This window comes from Pigmentiphaga daeguensis, from assembly GCF_039523035.1.
Classification (GTDB): domain Bacteria; phylum Pseudomonadota; class Gammaproteobacteria; order Burkholderiales; family Burkholderiaceae_B; genus Pigmentiphaga; species Pigmentiphaga daeguensis.
The window spans coordinates 42,136-59,947 of the sequence record NZ_BAAAEN010000019.1 but is presented as its reverse complement, the minus strand read 5'-3'; the positions used below and the strand labels follow the sequence as shown (position 1 = coordinate 59,947).

10 protein-coding genes are annotated in these 17,812 nt (G+C 69.4%); 7 read left to right on the top strand and 3 right to left on the bottom strand.

Features of this window, described 5'->3' with window-relative positions; translation table 11 throughout:
* The first annotated feature begins 9 nt into the window (after nucleotides 1–9).
* Nucleotides 10–1,179: a 4-hydroxybenzoate 3-monooxygenase gene (pobA, locus tag ABD104_RS21195; protein WP_343928158.1), complete on the top strand. Its 1,170-nt coding sequence runs from the start codon at nucleotides 10–12 to the stop codon at nucleotides 1,177–1,179.
* A 207-nt stretch (nucleotides 1,180–1,386) separates the two neighbouring features.
* Here pobA and ABD104_RS21190 read toward each other — a convergent pair whose 3' ends face one another.
* On the bottom strand, nucleotides 1,387–1,986 hold the full coding sequence (locus ABD104_RS21190) for a UbiX family flavin prenyltransferase (RefSeq protein WP_087837162.1): 600 nt from the start codon (nucleotides 1,984–1,986) through the stop codon (nucleotides 1,387–1,389).
* Nucleotides 1,987–2,089: 103 nt separating this feature from the next.
* Between ABD104_RS21190 and ABD104_RS21185 the strand changes: the two genes are divergently transcribed.
* The gene (locus ABD104_RS21185; RefSeq protein ID WP_343928176.1) at nucleotides 2,090–3,415 is read left to right on the top strand and encodes a carbohydrate porin; all 1,326 of its coding nucleotides are present in this window, start codon (nucleotides 2,090–2,092) and stop codon (nucleotides 3,413–3,415) included.
* Between the two features lie 21 nt (nucleotides 3,416–3,436).
* Here the strand turns inward: ABD104_RS21185 and ABD104_RS21180 are convergent, their stop codons facing one another.
* The gene (locus ABD104_RS21180) at nucleotides 3,437–4,429 is read right to left on the bottom strand and encodes a Bug family tripartite tricarboxylate transporter substrate binding protein (RefSeq protein ID WP_132978925.1); all 993 of its coding nucleotides are present in this window, start codon (nucleotides 4,427–4,429) and stop codon (nucleotides 3,437–3,439) included.
* An 11-nt stretch (nucleotides 4,430–4,440) separates the two neighbouring features.
* Complete coding sequence (locus tag ABD104_RS21175; RefSeq protein WP_132978924.1) at nucleotides 4,441–6,108, bottom strand: amidohydrolase; 1,668 nt, start codon at nucleotides 6,106–6,108, stop codon at nucleotides 4,441–4,443.
* Nucleotides 6,109–6,228: 120 nt separating this feature from the next.
* On the opposite strand from ABD104_RS21175, the gene ABD104_RS21170 reads away from it, so the two are divergent.
* The 5 genes from ABD104_RS21170 to ABD104_RS21150 all read left to right on the top strand — a co-directional run bounded on the left by ABD104_RS21170 (nucleotide 6,229) and on the right by ABD104_RS21150 (nucleotide 17,655).
* Nucleotides 6,229–7,143: a LysR family transcriptional regulator gene (locus tag ABD104_RS21170; RefSeq protein WP_087837159.1), complete on the top strand. Its 915-nt coding sequence runs from the start codon at nucleotides 6,229–6,231 to the stop codon at nucleotides 7,141–7,143.
* A gap of 297 nt (nucleotides 7,144–7,440) precedes the next feature.
* Nucleotides 7,441–12,447, top strand: a complete 5,007-nt coding sequence (locus ABD104_RS21165) for a YadA-like family protein (RefSeq protein WP_343928157.1) — start codon at nucleotides 7,441–7,443, stop codon at nucleotides 12,445–12,447.
* Between the two features lie 5 nt (nucleotides 12,448–12,452).
* Nucleotides 12,453–13,397, top strand: a complete 945-nt coding sequence (locus ABD104_RS21160; RefSeq protein ID WP_087837157.1) for an OmpA family protein — start codon at nucleotides 12,453–12,455, stop codon at nucleotides 13,395–13,397.
* Between the two features lie 175 nt (nucleotides 13,398–13,572).
* Nucleotides 13,573–13,914, top strand: coding sequence for a protein tyrosine phosphatase family protein (locus ABD104_RS21155; RefSeq protein WP_087837156.1), 342 nt, complete (start codon nucleotides 13,573–13,575; stop codon nucleotides 13,912–13,914).
* A 12-nt stretch (nucleotides 13,915–13,926) separates the two neighbouring features.
* Nucleotides 13,927–17,655, top strand: a complete 3,729-nt coding sequence (locus ABD104_RS21150; RefSeq protein ID WP_343928156.1) for a DUF748 domain-containing protein — start codon at nucleotides 13,927–13,929, stop codon at nucleotides 17,653–17,655.
* Nucleotides 17,656–17,812: the final 157 nt, after the last annotated feature.

The following is a 17,812-nucleotide window of genomic DNA, read 5'->3' as shown; positions in this document are numbered from 1 at the left end:
AGACACGCCATGAGGGTCCAAGTCGCAATCATCGGGTCCGGTCCGGCCGGGCTCTTCCTCGGGCAGATCCTTTCCCGGGCGGGCATCGAGACGCTCATCATCGAGCAGCGCAGCAAGGAATACGTACTGGGCCGCATCCGCGCGGGCGTCCTGGAGCAGGGCACGGTCGACCTGCTGGACGAGATCGGCGCCGGCCGCCGCATGCACGAGCAGGGCCTGGTGCACGACGGCATCGAGCTGTGCTTCGACGGCCAGCGCCACCGCATCGACCTGAAGACGTTGTCGGGCGGCAAGAGCGTCATGGTCTACGGGCAGACCGAGGTCACCCACGATCTCATGGACGCGCGCCAGGCGGCCGGCTACGCGTCGGTCTACGAGGCCGAGCAGGTCCGTGTGCACGACTTCGGCACCGACCGGCCCAAGGTCACGTATCGCAAGGACGGCGTCGAGCACGTGGTGGAGTGCGACTTCATCGCCGGCTGCGACGGCTTCCACGGCGTGAGCCGCGCCAGCGTGCCGGCCTCCGCCATCAAGACCTACGAGAAGATCTATCCCTTCGGCTGGCTGGGCATTCTGTCCGAGACGCCGCCGGTGTCGGACGAGCTCATCTACTCGAACCACGAGCGCGGCTTCGCGCTGTGCAGCATGCGCTCGCACACGCGCAGCCGCTACTACGTGCAGTGTTCGCTGGACGACAAGGTCGAGAACTGGTCCGACGAACGGTTCTGGGACGAACTGCGCAGCCGGCTGGATGCGAAGGCGGCCGACTCGCTGGTGACCGGCCCGTCCATCGAGAAAAGCATCGCGCCGCTGCGCAGCTTCGTGGCCGAACCCATGCGCTTCGGCCGGCTGTTCCTGGCCGGCGACGCGGCCCATATCGTTCCGCCCACCGGCGCCAAGGGGCTGAACCTGGCGGTCTCGGACGTACGCTACCTGTCCGATGCCATCATCCGCCACTACGGCGGCGACCAGCAGGGCATCGAGACCTATTCCGAACGGTGCCTGGACCGGGTCTGGAAGGCCGTCCGCTTCTCCTGGTGGATGACCTCGCTGATGCACAAGTTCCCGGAGAACGGCGACTTCGGCCAGAAGATCCAGCATGCCGAGCTGGGCTACCTGGTCGACTCACAAGCCGCCTCGACCGCCTTGGCGGAAAACTACGTCGGCTTGCCGTATTGAGATCCCCCCTACGCGCTGACGCGCGCCCCCCGGGGGGCCGACGGCGGTGGACCGGCGGAGCCGGATCCACCGTGTCGTGGTCTGTGTCGTCGTTCTCGGTGCGGAGCACCGCATGCTGGCTTTGATCCTGGGCGCCGCGGATCCGGCTTTGCCGGTCCGCCAGCGCCGCCCCCTTGAGGGGGCGCCCGAAGGGCGTAGGGGGGGCTTCTAGCGGCCGCCTAAACCTTTCCAGCGTTTGAGGCGGTCGGAGTGGATGCCGAAGAGGTCCAGGGTGCGCAGCACGGTGTGGTTGACGATGTCGTCGACGCTCTGGGCGCCTGAGTAGAAGGCGGGGACGGGGGGGAAGACGACGCCGCCCATTTCGGTGACGGCGACCATGTTGCGCAGGTGGGCGAGGTTCAGGGGGGCCTCGCGGGTCAGGAGGACCAGGCGGCGGCGTTCTTTCAGGACGACGTCGGCGGCGCGGGTGATCAGGTTGTCGGCGTAGGCGTGGGCCACGGCCGCGAGGGTCTTCATCGAGGTGGGGGCGATGACCATGCCGGCGGTCAGGAACGAGCCGCTCGCGATGGCGGCGCCGACGTCGCCGGGGTGGTAGACCACGTCGGCCAGCGAGGCCAGGTCCTTGCGGCCGAGCCCGTGTTCATGCATGGTGTTGAGCACGCCGGCTTCGGAGACGACCAGGTGGCTTTCCCAATCGGGCAGTTCGCGCAGCGCTTCGAGCAGGCGCAGGCCGTAGATGGAGCCGCTGGCTCCGGTGATGGCGATGATCAGGCGTTGGCGCTGACGGTCGGCCGGCGGTGGGGTCATGGGGGCGGGTCTCCTCGTGTGCGGCGCCCCGAGTCACCATGGTGTCACGCGGGGCCGGCATAATTGTACGTTGGGTGATCGCGTCGCGAGTACAAGAAGAATGATGGTCGTGTTCCGCCGGCTGCGGGCGTGTGGGCTCCTGCTGACCGTTTTCCTGGCCACGCCGGCCATGGCCCAGGAGTCGTCGCCGGTCCAGGCGGAGGCCTTCGCCATCCATGCCCAGTCGACCTATGTATGGCAGCGCAAGCCCTCGTTCGCATCCCCGTACCAGGGGGAGAACTCGCTGTCGGGATCGCGTGCAACGAGTTATTCGCTGACGGCCACCGTGGACCTGGGCGCCAGGCTGTGGGAAGGGGCCGAGGTCCATTTCAACGGCGAAGGCTCGCAAGGCATCGCGTTCTCCGGCCTGCATGGCCTGGGTGGCCTGCCCAACGGCGAGCTGGCCAAGACCGCGGGTTCCGACATGACCTTCTACCGGGCCCGCGCCTTCCTGCGGCAGACCTGGGGGCTGGGCGGCGGACGCGAGGCGGTCGACGCGGACATGAACCAGCTCGCGGGCTTCGTCGACAAGCGGCGCATCGTGCTGACGGCGGGCAATATCTCGGTGCTGGATGTGTTCGACGCGGTGTCGGTCAGTCACGACCCGCGCACGCAGTTCATGAATTGGGCCTTCATGGCGCATGGCAGCTACGACTATGCCGCGGACGCCCGGGGCTACACCTGGGGGGCGGTGCTGGAATACATCGACGAGGGCTGGGCGGTGCGCGCCGGCCGGTTCATGCAGCCCAGGGAGTCCAACGGCCTGCCGCTGGACCGGCGGCTGGGACGCCACTACGGGGACCAGGTCGAATTCGAGAAGTCGTATGCGGTGCTGGACCGGCCCGGTACGCTGCGCGTGCTGGCCTTCCGCAACAAGGCGAACATGGGAAGCTACGGCGATGCGCTGGCGGCCGCGCGGGGCGGAACGCCCGACCTGGCGGCGGTGCGCAAGGAGCGGGCCAAGCTCGGCATGGGGGTGAGCCTGGAGCAGGGCCTGTCCGATCGCGCCACCGCCTTCATCCGCCTGAACTGGGCCGACGGCAAGACCGAAACCTACGCCTTCACCGAGATCGATCGATCGGTCTCGGGCGGCGTGGTGTTCGACGGCGCGGCGTGGGGGCGGCCGGGCGACACCGCGGGCGTGGCGGCCGCGATCAACGCGCTCAGCGCCTCCCATCGCGAATACCTGCGTCGCGGCGGGGCCGGCGCCTTCCTCGGCGACGGCACGCTGAACTACGGTACCGAGCAGATCGCCGAGGCCTATTACAGCTGGCGCCCCTTGAAGCGGCTATGGATCACCGCCGATGCACAGTACATCCGGCATCCCGGCTACAACCGCGACCGCGGCCCGGCCAAGGTGTTCGGCGTGCGCCTGCACACGGAATTCTGAGGCGCCTCGCCGGAAACCGCCTCATTCGGGCTGGATGTTGGCCTTCTCGATCACGGCCTTCCACGCCTGCGCCTCCTGCTTGATGCGCGCGGCGAATTCCGCCGGCGTGCTGCCTATGGGCGTGACGCCGATGTCGGTGTACTGCTTGCGGATGGCGGGATCCTTCAATACCTCGCGCAGCGCGCGCGAGAATTTGTCGATGATCTGCGGGTCGGTGCCCACCGGCGCGGCCAGCCCCCACCAGTTGCCCGTGACCAGTCCCGGCAGGCCTTGCTCGGCCGTGGTCGGCACCGACGGCAGGATGGGCAGGCGTTCGCCATCGGCCACGGCGATGGCGCGCAGCCTGCCGCTGGTCACATGGCCGGCCACCGAGCTGAGCGCAGTCACATACAGCTGGATCTCGCCCGCCAGCAGAGCCTGGACCGCGGGCGGCGAGCCCCGGTAGGGAACGTGGGTCAATTGCACGTTGGCGAGCTGGCTATACAGCTCGGCCGCGAGGTGGGGCGGGGTGCCGTTGCCGGGTGATCCGAAGTTCAGCTTGCCGGGATTCTTCTTTGCTTCGGCGGTCAGGTCGGACAGGGTGCGGATGTCGGACGAACCGTTGACCACCAGCACGGAAGGGCCGTTGCTCAGCAGGGACACCGGCACCAGGTCCTTGGTCGGATCGAAGCGCATGCCCTTGAACAGGTACTGGTTGGTGACGAAGTTGTTGGTCGCCCCCAGCAGGAAGGTGTAGCCGTCGGGAGTGGCGCGCACCACCTCGTCGGCGCCGATGTTGCCGGAAGCGCCGCTCTTGTTGTCGATCAGGATGCGCACGCCGAACTGCTTCTCCAGTTGCAACTGGACGAAGCGCAGCGTGATGTCGCCGGTGTTGCCGGGCGCGTAGGGAACCACCACGCGGATGGGGCGCGAGGGCCAGGCATCGGCCGCGACGGCGGCGGTCGAGGCGAGGACGCAGGCCGCGGCGAGGCTGGCGACCGCCAGCCGGCGGGCCGGGAACGGGACGGATGTCATGGGAATCTCCTTCAGGGGGTGGGGGCGACGATGTGGCCGTCGACCACCGTCAACAGGGAATGCAGCGTAGGGATATCGTCCTCGGCACAGGTCAGCGGATCGGCGTTCAATACCGCCAGGTCGGCCAGCTTGCCGGGTTCGATCGAGCCTCGGACGTCTTCGTCCAATGTCAGGTAGGCGCCGCCCCGCGTGGCGACGTCCAATGCCTCTTGCCGGCCCAGCGCCTGGCCGGGGGCAACGGATGCGCCGCCGCGGCTGCGGCGCGCGACCGCGTGCCAGATGGGGCCGAACAGCGAAACCGGCAGGTTGTCGCTGCCGAACGCCACCGCGACGCCGGCATCGCGCAGCCGGCGCAGCGGCACGATGTCGTCCTGGCCGGCGGCGCCGCGGCGCTGCATCCACAGGTCGCCGTCCTTGTAGATATGGCGGTTGGTATGCGTGGTCAGCACCAGGCCCAGATCGCGTATCCGGGCCAGGGTGTCGGCGTCGACCACCGGCTGGTGGCCGAGCACCCAGCGCTGGTCGTCGATGGGGTGCTGGCGGTGGGCCTGTTCGAACAGGGGCAGCAGGTCGGGCCAGATGCCCGCCACGCGGATGCCGGCCCGCGCGGCCTCGGCCAGCAGCGGCGCCAGCGCGCCGGCATCCAGCGCCGCTCCCGCCTGGAAGCCGGCCCAGCCGGTGCAGGGATGATTGCCGGCCCGCAGCATGTTGTTCAGCGGATCCTTGTCGATCTCGGCGTACAGACCCTGCACGCGCAGCATGTCGTCGCCCCGCCCGCGGCGAGCCAGCCAGGTGCGCCATTCGCGCAGCAGCTCCAGCGCCTGCCCGCCGCCACGAGGTCCCCAATAGGGGCTCAGGACCAGGGTGGACCGCACGGTCGATGCGCCCTGGCCGCGGACCGTTTCGTAGGCGTCGATGACTTCGCCGGCCACGCCGTGGCCTTCGAATACGGCGGTGGTGCCGTAGCGGTTGTATTCGGCCATCGCGTGCCGCAGTCCGCTGGCGCGCTGCTCGGCGGTGAAGCCGGGAGCGGCGCGCATCAGGGTATGTTCGACGATGGGCACCAGCGTGCGCTCGACGAACCGGCCGGTGGGGCGCCCGGCGTCGTCGCGTTCGATGTCGACGTCGGGCGAGGGCGAGACCGTGGCGGGCGTCACGCCGGCCAGCGCCAGGGCGCGGCTGTTGGCCACCGAGACCAGGGGCGCGCGGTTGCGCCAGTACCCCCAGATGGGCCGGATGTAGACGGGATGATCGGGGCTGACCCGGTCCAGGTCGTGGCGCGTGGGGTAGGGGCCGTTCGCCAGCGCGTCGTCGGGTTCGGGATATTCGGGAGGCTGGCCGATGGGCTGGGTCACGATCCAGGTTCCCGGCGGGGCCTTGGCGGCTTCGGCGGCGATGATGTCCAGGACGTCGTCCCGCGTGCGCGCGCCGGCCAGGCTGGGCAGGTGGCGCCGCAGGCCCTCGCGGTCCATGTGAGCGTGGCCATCGGTCAACCCTGGCAGCACCGCCTTGCCGCCCAGGTCCACGACCCGGGTCTCGGGGCCGGCCAGGGCGAGCATGTCGTCATCACGGCCCACGGCGGCGATGTGCCGGCCGCGGATCGCGACGGCCGAGGCGACGTCGCCGCGGTCGTTGCAGGTGATGATCCTGCCTCGGTGAAGGACCAGGGTGGGGGACACGGCCGGCGGGCTCCTGCGGTAAGCGTTCCGGCAAATCTAGCAGAGTCGACTAATTGTAAAAATTGAAATATTCATATAGATTCATAGTGATTTCCAATACTTTGCCGGCGGGCCCGCACGATGTCGATTTCCCTGCGCCAACTCGAGGCCTTCGTCGCGGTGTGCAACGAAGGCAACTTCAGCAAGGCGGCCCAGCGCATCCATATTTCCCAGTCGGGCCTGAGCATCCTGATCCGTGAACTGGAACAGAGCCTGGAGTGCCGCCTGTTCGACCGCAGCACGCGCCAGGTCAGCCTGACCGACGCCGGGCGCGAGTTCCGCGGGCCGGCGGCGCGCCTGCTGGCCGATCTCTCCGCCGCCGTCGGCAACGTCAAGGGGCTGGCCTCGCGCCAGCACGGCCACGTGACGGTGGCCGCGCCCCCGCTATTGATGTCGCGCCTGCTGGTGGGCATCGCCGCCCGGTTCCGCAGCGCTTATCCCCACATCGCGCTGACCCTGCGCGACATTCCTTCCGAGGCCATTCCCGCGGGCATCGCCTCGGCCGACATCGACCTGGGCATAGGCATGCTGCCGGCCGATCGCGACGAATACCTGACCGAGCCCCTGCTGGAAGGGCCGCTGGTGGCGCTGCTGCCCCGCGTCCATCCGCTGGCGCGCCGCCGCCAGCTGAAATGGACGGATCTGGCGGAGACGCCGCTGGTGGCGCTGACCCCGGAGAATTCCTTCCGGCAATTCCTGGACGGCTGCTTCGCTCGCCTGGACCTGCAGCCCCGGATCGCCGTCGAGGTCGTCCAGTTGAGCACGGTCATCAGCCTGGTCGAGGCCGGGTTCGGGGCCGCCATCATGCCGCCGTACGGCGCGCTGGTCCCCGGCGACGGCAACTCGGTGGCCAGGCCGTTGCGCGACCCCGTGGTCCGCTCGGAAATCGCCTTGATCCGCGATCGCTTCCGCTCGCCCTCGGCCGCGGCGGCGGCCTTCATCGAGGTGGCGCGCGAGGCCGTCGCGGGGCGTTCCCGTCCCCCGCGCGTTACGTAACGCCCCTGCGTATGGTACGTAACGTTTTGGCTCCGCCGCCCCGCGGCGGGCCCGGGAATCGGTGTGACTATCGCACCGGAGGAACATCTTCGGTTTGCCGATATCCCGTTTGTTTTCAACGTTTTCGCCGCATCGTGCGCCCTCGTTCCGGAGTTCGCGCGGGCTTGCGCCGCGAGGCGTCCAGGCCGATGGCATAGCTTTTGCTCGAAGCTCCCGCAAACGTGTTTTCCAGCAGTGGTCGATTCGCCATCCGGCGGATCGCGGCTCTGTTGGGATACCTATCCGTGGGGGCTGAAATTGAACAAGACCTATCGCACCGTGTGGAGCCAGCGGCTCGGATGTTGGGTGGCGGTTGCCGAAACCGCGCGTGCCAGGGGTAAGGGTGGCGCCAGCAAGGCCGGCGCGCTTGCCGTGGCGCTGATGGCCGGGACATGGGCGGCGCCGGCGGCGGCCGACGGCATGCATGGCGTGCCCGGCCTGTCGAACACGCGGCTGACCGATGGCGCCGCGGTGGGCGTGATGAGCCAATTGCTTCAGGCCACGACCAATGCGGCGCCCAGCGTTGCCCCCGTGGCGTCGGCCGTGCAGCAGGGCGTCTCGCAGACGGCGGCGGCCCTGGCCGGCATCGGCGCGCCCATCCTGCCGCCTGCCTCGGCATTGCAGCAGGTACCCATCGCCGAGGCCGTGCCGTCGCTGCCCGTGGTCGGCGAGGTGCTGGCCGCCACCCCGGTTCCCGCCGCGGTCCAGGCCATCGCCGCCGCGCCGGCCGCGGTGACGAAGAAGGTCGGCTCGGCGCTGCCGGGCAAGGCCGGCAAGGCGGTCGAGTCGGTTCCCGCCAAGCTCGCCGAGGTGCTGGCTTCCGCGCCGGTGGACAAGAGCCGGAATGCCGCCGTGCCCGCCGATGACGCGGTCGCTTCGGCGGCGTCGCTGGGATCGGTCGCCACGTTGTCCAACAGCGTGCCCGCCTCGCCCATGTCGCCGCTGAGCGGCAACGGCACGCTGGGTATCCTGCCCACGGGAGGGTCGCTCTTCCCCAGCAGTTCCAACCGCCAGACCATGGCGGTCGCCGCCTCGTCGGGCTCGGAGCCGCCGCCGCTCAATCCGCCCGCGCCCACCGGCCTGGTGATCGGCACGGCCGGCCTGCTGGGCGGCGTCGGGCAGGGCCTGCAGCCATTGACGATGAGCCTGTTCGGCCAGAAGGAAGCGTGGATGCGTTCCGGCGCGCTGAGCGTGAACCGCGAAAACATCAACGCGCGCTTCAGCGTGGTCAACGTGCTGGGCATCCCCATCCTGGACCTGGCACCGGTGACGGGTACGCTGCAAGGCACGCTGGGGGGCCCGCTGCCGGAGCAGAAGCTCACGCTGCTGGGCGGCGTGACCTCGGGCAACTACATCACCAACATCAATTCCGGCCTGACCTACAACAACGGTCTGCTGCTGCCGGGCACGCAGCCGCCGTCCTGGGTGGACAGGAACAACTGCCTGAACGTCCTGGGCCTGGCTGGCGCCACCTGCTGGGACATTCCCGCGGCGCAGAACAACCAGGTGCTGATCGGCGACGGCGCTTCGGCCAACGGTTCGCAGGAAGTCGTGATCGGCACCAACGCCAAGCACATCCTGCCCAACGAGGATGCCGGGACGATCTTCACCGATCCCAACATGCCGGGCGTGCCCGACACCAACTACGCGGCGCGCAAGGGCCACTCGGTCCTGATCGGCGACAGCACCTACGGCAATGCCAATGGCCAGACCATCGTCGGTGCCAGCGCATCGTCGACCGTGGCGGGCGGCGTCGCGCTGGGCTTCCAGTCCGTTTCCGACCGCGAGGGCGGCGGCAGGGAAGTGTTCTCGAACGTCGCGGTGCCGGTGCGCGGCGCGGTGTCCGTGGGCTCCGCGGGCAACGAGCGCCAGATCATCAACGTCGCGGGCGGCACGGCGGATACCGATGCCGTCAACGTGCGCCAGCTCAAGGCGGTGGCCGACCAGATCGACGGCATCGACGCCAATTCGGTCAAGTACGACGATGCCACGCGTGGCAAGGTGACGCTGGCCGGAGCGGGCGGCACGGTGGTGACCAACGTCAAGGCCGGCGAAGTCAGCGCCACCAGCACCGACGCGGTGAACGGCTCGCAGTTGAACGAGACCAACACCAACGTCACCAACGTGGACAACCGCGTCACCAACATCGATAACGGCGGCACCAAGTACTTCAAGGCCAACTCGACCCTGGCGGCGGCCTCGGCCACCGGCACGGACAGCGTGGCGGCGGGCGGCGCGTCGGTGGCGTCGGCCGCCAACGCCGTGGCGCTGGGCAACGGCGCCAATGCCAGCATGGCCAACAGCATCGCGCTGGGCGCGGGCTCGACCACCACGGTGGGCGCGCAGAGCGACTACGCGGCTTTCGCGCTGACCGCGCGCCAGTCGTCGGCGGGTGAAGTGTCGGTGGGCAGCGCCGGCGCGACGCGCCGCATCACCAACGTGTCGGCGGGCAGCGCCGACACCGATGCCACCAACGTCGCCCAGTTGAAGGCTGTCGACGGCCGCATCAGCGAGGTGGACAAGCTGGCGATGAAATACGACGACGACACCAAGACCAAGGCGACGCTGGGCGGCGCCGGCGGCACCCTGGTGACCAACGTCAAGGCCGGCGATGTCAGTGCCACCAGCACCGACGCGGTGAACGGTTCGCAACTGCACGAGACCAACACCAACGTCACCAACGTGGACAACCGCGTCACCAACATCGACAACAACGGCACCAAGTATTTCAAGGCCAATTCGACCCTGGCGGCGGCCTCGGCCACCGGCACGGACAGCGTGTCGGCGGGCGGCGCGTCGGTGGCTTCTGCGGCCAACGCCGTGGCGCTGGGCAACGGCGCCAACGCCAGCATGGCCAACAGCGTGGCCCTGGGCGCGGGTTCGACCACGGCCGTGGGCGCGCAGAGCGACTACGCCGCGTATGCGCTGACCGCGCGCCAGTCGTCGGCGGGTGAAGTGTCGGTGGGCAGCGCCGGTGCGACGCGCCGCATCACCAACGTGTCGGCGGGCAGCGCCGATTCCGACGCCGCCAACGTCGCCCAGTTGAAGGCCGTGGACGGCCGCATCGGCGAAGTGGACAAGCTGGCGGTGAAGTACGACGACGACACCAAGACCAGGATCACCCTGAACGCCGGCGGCACGGGAACGGTGGTGACCAACGTCAAGGCCGGCGAAGTCAGCGCCACCAGCACCGACGCGGTGAACGGCTCGCAGTTGAACGAGACCAACACCAACGTCACCAACGTGGACAACCGCGTCACCAACATCGACAACAACGGCACCAAGTACTTCAAGGCCAATTCGACCCTGGCGGCGGCCTCGGCCAGCGGCACGGACAGCGTGGCGGCGGGGGGCGCGTCGGTGGCGTCGGCCGCCAACGCCGTGGCGCTGGGCAACGGTGCCAATGCCAGCATGGCCAACAGCGTGGCCCTGGGCGCGGGCTCGACCACGACCGTGGGCGCGCAGAGCGACTACGTCGCGTATGCGCTGACCGCGCGCCAGTCGTCGGCGGGCGAAGTGTCGGTGGGCAGCGCCGGTGCGACGCGCCGCATCACCAACGTGTCGGCGGGCAGCGCCGATACCGATGCCGCCAACATCGCGCAGCTGAAGGCCGTGGACGGCCGCATCGGCGAAATGGACAAGCTGGCGGTGAAGTACGACGACGACACCAAGTCGAAGATCACCCTGAACGCCGGGGGTACGTCGACGGTGATCTCGAACGTGGGCCGGGGCGCGGTGACGTCCTCCAGCACGGACGCGATCAATGGTTCGCAGCTGTGGGGCTGGACTCAGGATGAGACCAACATCATGAGCAACCTCAGCCTGTACAAGCGCATCAACGACATCGATTCGGACACCAAGTACTTCAAGGCCAATTCCACGCTGGCCGGGGCGCAGGCCACCGGCACCAACAGTGTCGCAGCCGGTCCGGCAGCCGTGTCGGGCGGTGCCAACAGCGTCGCGATGGGCAATGGCGCCACGACTTCCGCCGACAACAGCGTGGCCGTCGGCGGGGCGTCCGCCGCTTCGGGCACGGCCTCGACGGCGGTGGGCTCCGGAGCGACCGCCACGGGCGCCCAGGCGACGGCGATGGGCTCGGGCGCGACGGCCAGCGGCGCGAACTCGACGGCCATGGGGACCGGATCCAAGGCGACGGGCGAGAGCTCGACCGCGATCGGCGCCAATGCCGATGCGTCGGCCAAGAACAGCGTGGCGCTCGGCGCCGGCTCGGTCGCCGATCGCGACAACACCGTATCGGTAGGCGCCGCCGGCAAGGAACGCCAGATCACCAATGTCGCGCGCGGCACGCAGGACACGGATGCCGTCAACTACGCCCAGTTGAAGGAGGTGTCGGGAGACATCACCAACATCCAGGAAGGCAAGGACGGCATGTTCCAGATCGAGAACTCGCTTGCCCGCGCCAAACCCAAGCCCACGGGCAAGGACTCGGTGGCCGGCGGTGCCGGCGCGATGGCCGAGGGCGCCGCGGCGACGGCGCTGGGCAACGCGTCGATCGCCAAGGGCGAGAACTCGACCGCGGTCGGCAACTCCGCCCAGGCGCTTGGGGTCAATTCGACGGTGGTGGGCAACTCCGCCCTTGCCTCGGGAGCCAATGCCTCCGCCTTCGGTACCGGCGCCAAGGCCGAGGGCAGCGGCAGCATGGCCATGGGCAATGGCGCGCAGACGGGCGCGGCGGCCACCAACTCGGTGGCGATCGGCAACCAGGCCAACGCCACGCAAAGCAATACCGTCGCGCTGGGCAACAACGCCCAGGCCACGGTGGCCAACAGCATGGCGCTGGGCACCGGCGCGCAGGCCAGCGGCGCCAACAGCGTCGCCCTGGGCACGAACTCGGTGGCGGACCGGCCCAACGTGGTGTCGGTGGGCGCGGCGGGCCAGGAGCGGCAGATCGCCAACGTGGGCGACGGCACCGCCGACACGGACGCCGTCAACCTGCGGCAGTTGCGCAGCGCCACGTCGGACTTCACGAGCAGCATCAGCAGCGTGCGCGACGACCTACGCAGGGTCGAGCGCAACGCCAATGCCGGCGCGGCCTCGGCCATGGCGGTGGCGGGCCTGCCCCAGGCGTATACCCCGGGGCGCAGCATGGCCTCGGCGGCCGCCAGCCATTATCTCGGCCAGTCCGCCATCGCCGTGGGGCTGTCCACCATCTCGGAGAATGGCCGCTGGGTCTACAAGATCGCCGGCAACGTCAATTCCCAGGGCAAGGTGGGCGCCGTCATCGGCGCGGGTTACCAGTGGTAGCGCGCATGAACGAATCATCGGAGGCCAGGATGCAAGAAAACAACCCCCATGCCCGCCGCGCCGGCCTGGCCGGCAGGCGCCTCGCGCTGCTGACCGCATGCGTGGCTTCGGTGGCCGTGATGAGCGGCTGCTCGATGTTCCGCAGTTCGAAGGCCCCGGCGTCGCCGTCCGCGCCGGCCGCGGCGAACGGGGCCAGCCCGCCCGCGGTGGAGTTTCCGGCCCGCGAGTCCGCCTCGCTCAAGGAAGGCACCTTCGTCAACCTGGACAATCTCAGGCAGATGATCCCGGGCATGACCAAGCCCCAGGTCTACGACCTGCTCGGCCCGCCGCACTTCAGCGAGGGCGTGTTCGGCGTGCGCACCTGGAACTACATCTTCAATTTCCGTACCGGCAACGGCAACGAGTTCATCACCTGCCAGTACCAGTTGCGCTTCAACAAGGACATGCAGACCGAGGCCGGCAATTGGAACCGGCGCGAGTGCGCGGACTTCGTGTTCCCGCGCCCGGTGGCCGCTCCGCCGCCTCCGCCGCCTCCGCCCGCGCCCGCGCCGGTCAAGCCGCCCCCCAGGCAGATCACGCTGGGCGCCGACGCGCTGTTCGCCTTCGACCGGTCCGATCTGGCCAGCATCTCGCCCGAAGGGCGCCGCCGCCTGGACGAGATCGGCAAGGAACTGCGCAGCGTGGACGTCGAACGGGTACGGGTGATCGGCCATGCCGACCGGCTGGGCAGCGCCAGCTACAACGACAGGCTGTCCCGGCAGCGGGCCGCCACGGTGGTGGCCTACCTGGTCAATTCCGGCGTGCCGTCCAACCTGATCAGTTCGGACGGCCGGGGCTCGCGCGAGCCGGTGGTGCAGTGCGACCAGCGCAACCGCAGCGAGCTGATCGCCTGCCTGGCGCCGAACCGCCGGGTCGTCATCGAGATCCAGGGCAAGGCCGGCTCTTCGTGAGGCCGTCCGCGCCGCCCCGCGGGCGGCGCGGAACCTCGACGTATTCTGCGCGTTTCGTTTGTCTGGCGGACGTCTCCGAGTTAGGATTACCCCTTATCGATCCCCCGCAACGCGCGGCCCGCAAGGCGCTTCCGGAGCGCGCGCGGCGCGCGGGGGGATCCTTCCGGAGACTCGCATGTCCGCATTCACTTCCCTTACCGAAAACTTCGCCGTGGCCCCCCAACTGGCCCCGGAAGACATGGCCGCCGTCGCGGCGGCCGGTTTCAAGAGCGTCATCAACAACCGGCCCGATTTCGAAGGTGGGCCGGCCCAGCCCTCCAGCGAGCAGATGCAGGCCGCGGCGCAGGCGGCGGGGTTGAACTACGTCCACCAGCCGGTCAACGGCGCGAACATCCAGCCCGGCGACGTTTCCACCTTCGCTTCCCTGCTCAAGACCCTGCCGGGGCCGGTCCTGGCCTTCTGCCGCAGCGGAGCGCGATCGACCAAGCTGTTCATGTCGGCCAGCAATTCCCTCTGACCGGATCGCGACGTGGCTTTCACGCTGGGGGGGACGGTCGACGGCATCAGGCGGCGGCGCAAGCCGCTGGTTCGTATTCTCATTGCCCTGCTGGTCCTGTGGCTGCTGTTCCTGGCCCTGACCGCCTGGGGCATTCCCCGGCTGGTCCGCAGCGTGGCGCTGGCCCAGGTGCCGGAGGTGCTGGGGCGTACGGCACGCGTGGGCGAGGTGTCGTTCAATCCTTTCAAGCTGCGCCTGCGCGTCCATGACTTCGCCATTCTCGACCAGGCGGGCACCCATCCGGATTTCTCGGTGGAGCAGGTCGAGGTCAATGCCTCGGTTTCGTCGCTGTTCCGGCTCGCGCCGGTGGTGGACGGGCTGACGATCACCGCGCCGCGCGTCTCGCTGGTCCGCGAGGGGCCGCAACGCTTCAACATCAGCGACATGCTCGACCGCCTGGCCGCCAAGCCCTCGGAAGACGGGCCGCCGCCCCGGTTTTCGCTGAACAACGTCAAGCTGGACGGCGGCGAGATCACTGTCGACGACAAGGTCACGGGCCGCCAGCACACCGTGCGCGACCTGCAGGTGGGCATTCCCTTCCTGTCCACGCTGGCCTATGCCACCGACATCGACGTGCAACCCAGGCTGTCGGCGCTGGTCAACGGCAGTCCGCTCAACCTGGAGGGCACCGCGCGGCCCTTCGATACGCCGCGTACGTCCTCGCTGCATCTCAAGATCGACGACCTGGGGCTGGATGCGCTGGCCGATGCCGTGCCGGGCGCGATGCCGGTGGTGCTCAAGCACGCCCGGCTCGACAGCGATGCCCAGCTGGTGTTCGAGGAAGGCGGCTCGGCGGCGCCCAAGGTCCGCCTGGAAGGCAATGCCACGGTGCGCGAGGTGGACGTGCGCGACCAGGGCGATGCCGCGCTGCTGGCGTTCAAGAGCCTGGCGCTCGAGAAGTTCGCATTGGAGCCGCTGGCGCGCCGGTTCCAGGCCGAGCGCATCGTCCTGGCCGGCCCCTCGATCCATGCCAGCCGCTCGGCCGACGGGCGCGTGAACCTGGCCGAGGTGGCCGGCCGTTTCCAGCAGCCCGCTGCGCCTGCGCCCGCGGCGCCGGCCGCGCCGTCGCCGTCCGCCAGCCCGGCCCCGGCGCCTTCTTCCGCGCCCGCGCCCGCACAGGCCGATGCTTGGCATGTGTCGGTGGGAACCGTGGCGCTGCAGGACGGCGAACTCGCCTGGCACGATGAGCAGGATCGCTTCGATTACCGCATCTCGGAGTTCGCGGCGGAGCTGCGCGATCTGAACCTGCCCGCGGCGCAGGACCAGGCCGTGCCCTTGACCGTGGCCGCGCGCGTGGGCGAGGCGGGCCGCCTGGACGTCAGCGGCCCGGTCCGCCTCCAGCCTTTGTCGGCGGACCTCGACCTCAAGCTGGATTCGCTGGCGCTGCCTGCGCTGGCGCCGCTGTGGAAGCCGTACCTGGCGCTGCGCATCGACGACGGCTCGCTGGGCGCGGCGGCCAGGCTGCACGTGGAGCAGGGCGAATCCCTGGCGGTGCGCTGGAGCGATGGCAGCGTCGCGCTGCGCAAGCTGGCCGCGGCACCGGTCTCGGACAAGGCATCCAGCCTGAAACTGGAGTCGCTGGAGGTGGGCGGGCTGGCTGGCGACCTGGCGGGGCGTATGGCACGGATCGAACGCATCGCCATCGACGGCCTGGCATTGGCGGCCACCCGCTCGGCCTCGTCGGCCGTGAGCTGGGCGGATATCGCCATTCCGGCCGCGCCCCGGACCCGACCCGCCGGCAAGCCGACCCCGGCCCCCGCCGGCCATGGCCAGGCCGCGTGGAAGGTGAGCGCGGGCACACTGTCGGTCGCCAAGAGCTCGCTCAGGCTGACCGACGAGTCCGTGTCGCCCCGCGTGGCGCTGAGGCTGGACGGCTTGCAGATGGAGGCGCGCAACCTCGGGTCGGACCTGCGGGCGCCCGTCGATTTCTCGCTGCGCTCGTCCGTCCAGGGTCGCGGCACCGCCGACATCAAGGGCACGGTCGTGCCCGAGCCGCTTTCGGTCAAGGCACAGGTGCGCGCCGACCGGCTGGACCTGACCGCGCTCGCCCCCTACCTGGCGGAGCGGCTCAACGCCACCGTCAAGAGCGTCGTGGCCGGCGCCAACGGCAGGCTGGAGTTCGCGGCCGCCACCGGCAGGCAGCCGCAGCGCGCGGCCTGGACCGGCGCCGCCGAGATCACCAATCTCGACTTGATCGACAAGCTCAACTCGGCGGATTTCCTGAAATGGAAGCGGCTGGCGTTCAAGCGGCTGGACGTGGCCAGCGCGGGCGATACGCTCAAGGCCGACCTGGGCGACATCTCGCTGGAAGATTTCTTCGCACGGGTGATCCTGAGCGAGCAGGGGCGGTTGAACCTGTCGCAGCTGATCGTCCAGCCGGGCGAACAGGCCGGTTCCATCACCGACGAGAAGCCGGCCGGGCCGGCAACGAAGGCCGGCGAGCCGGCGGCATCGGAACGGCGGGTGCAGGGCGCCAAGGAAACAGGCGCGGCAGCCCCCGAGGCGGGCGGAATGCCGCGCGACATCCGGGTGGGCGCGGTGCAGCTGGCGCGAGGCCACATCAATTTCACCGACAACTTCGTCAAGCCCAATTACCGCGCCAACCTGACCGACATCGCCGGCAGCATCTCGGCCGTATCCTCGGCCGACAGCCAGCCGGCCGACGTGCAGGTGACGGCCAAGGTGGACGGCGACGCGCCGGTGGACATCACGGGCAAGCTCCACCCCTTCGGTCCGCGGCTGTACACGGACATCCATGCCAGCGCCAAGGGCGTGGAACTGCCGGCGCTGACTCCCTATGCCGCCAAGTACGCCGGCTATGCCATCGAACGCGGCAAGCTGTCGATGGACGTGCACTACCTGATCCAGGACGGCAAGCTCCAGGCCAGCAACAAGATCTTCCTCGACCAGCTCACCTTCGGCGAACGCGTCGACAGCCCCGATGCCCTGAAGCTGCCGGTGCTGCTGGCGGTCTCGCTGCTCAAGAACAGCCGGGGCGAAATCGACATCGAACTGCCCATCTCCGGATCGCTGGACGACCCGCAGTTTTCGGTGGGCGGCATCATCTTCCGCGCGCTGGTCAACCTGATCGTGCGGGCGGTGACGGCGCCGTTCTCGCTGCTGGCCTCGGCCTTCGGCTCGGGCGAGGAGCTGTCCCACATCGATTTCGCGCCGGGCCGCGCCGTGCTCGACGACGATGCGCGCAAACGCGTCGAAACGCTGGTCAAGGCCTTGAACGACCGTCCGGCGTTGAAGCTGGACGTGGCCGGCCGGGCCAACCCGTCCGTGGACACCGAGGGCCTGCGCAAGGCCGGCGTCGACGCCCTGATCCGCGTCCAGCAGCGGGAAGACCTGCGCAAGAAGGGGGACGACGCCGACGGGAAGGACCTGCCGCCGCTGGATGCCGCGCAGCGGGCCCGCTACCTGGAAAGCGCCTACAAGGCCGCCAAGATCGACAAGCCGCGCAACGTGATCGGCCTTGCCAAGTCCTTGCCCGGTCCCGATATGGAGGCGCTGCTGGCAGCCAGCGTCAACGTGGGGCCGGACCAGTTGCGCGAACTGGCCGTGCGGCGCGCGCAGGCCGTGATGGCCGTGCTGCGCGAGGCCAAGCTGGGCGAGCGGGCCTTCGTGGTCGCGCCCAGGATCGAGGCCAAGCCCGCCGAGGGCGCGAAGCAGACGGGGGTGGACTTCAGCTTGAGGTAGGTCCCCCCCCTACGCGCTTCGCGCGCCCCCCAGGGGGCGATGCGGGTGGACCGGCGGAGCCGGATCCACCGCATCCTGGGTCTAGTACCTGTTTCTTGGGTTGTGGCATCTGTGCTTCGCTGGCTGCGGTTGGGGTTTGTTTTGTTTTTAATCTGGA